The 610-nt window shown below is 44.7% G+C and carries 1 protein-coding gene; it reads right to left on the bottom strand.

Annotated features, from left to right (window positions below):
- Nucleotides 1-231 precede the first annotated feature (231 nt).
- On the bottom strand, nt 232-610 hold a 379-nt coding region (locus FJQ58_RS00870; RefSeq protein ID WP_139990576.1), incomplete at its 5' end, for a stage V sporulation T C-terminal domain-containing protein.

Raw genomic sequence — 610 nt, 5'->3', positions numbered from 1 at the left:
ACTACTCGCCCATCCACCTTCGCTTCTCGTTCGCTGCCGACGAGCTCCTGCGGCGTCCCCTGCCGATCCATCTCCGGCTTGCGGTTCATCCTGCCACACTCCTGCCTATCCATTGATTTATATTGGTATTTATTATACCTCACAATCATGAACGTTGAAAAAGCCTCTTTAATCAAGATTTCTCTTAATTAAAGAAGCTGTTATGTGTTGTATTCATTCTTGCATAACCGTCTATTGCTCCATCTGCTTAGCCAAGAAGCCCGCTGCTGTTTCGGCCATTTTTGTTNCACCCGAAATGATAGGTGCAACGACAAAGGAGCTGTATGTTTCCTGTGTATCCTTAATAATTTCGAACGCTCCGCCGTTTGTCTCCGCATGCGTCTTCCGATTTTCCATCGCATTTTCGAGAACGGTCCCTACCTGCTTATCGAGCAGTTCCTTCTTAGATGCACCAGCTACTGCTATTATGTTGTCCCGATCTGTGATCAGGGTAACATGATTCGTCCCTTCAAATAAGGATTCTGCATATTCCTTAGCAAAATCACCAAGCTCGCCGATAGGAGAATATTTTTTCAAAATAACTTCGCCATCACGATCTACAAATATTTCT

Origin of the sequence: Paenibacillus paridis (assembly GCF_006345825.1) — a bacterium.
In the GTDB taxonomy this organism is placed as follows: domain Bacteria; phylum Bacillota; class Bacilli; order Paenibacillales; family Paenibacillaceae; genus Pristimantibacillus; species Pristimantibacillus paridis.
Note: the sequence above shows the minus strand (reverse complement) of the source record. Positions and strands in the feature narration are given on the sequence as shown.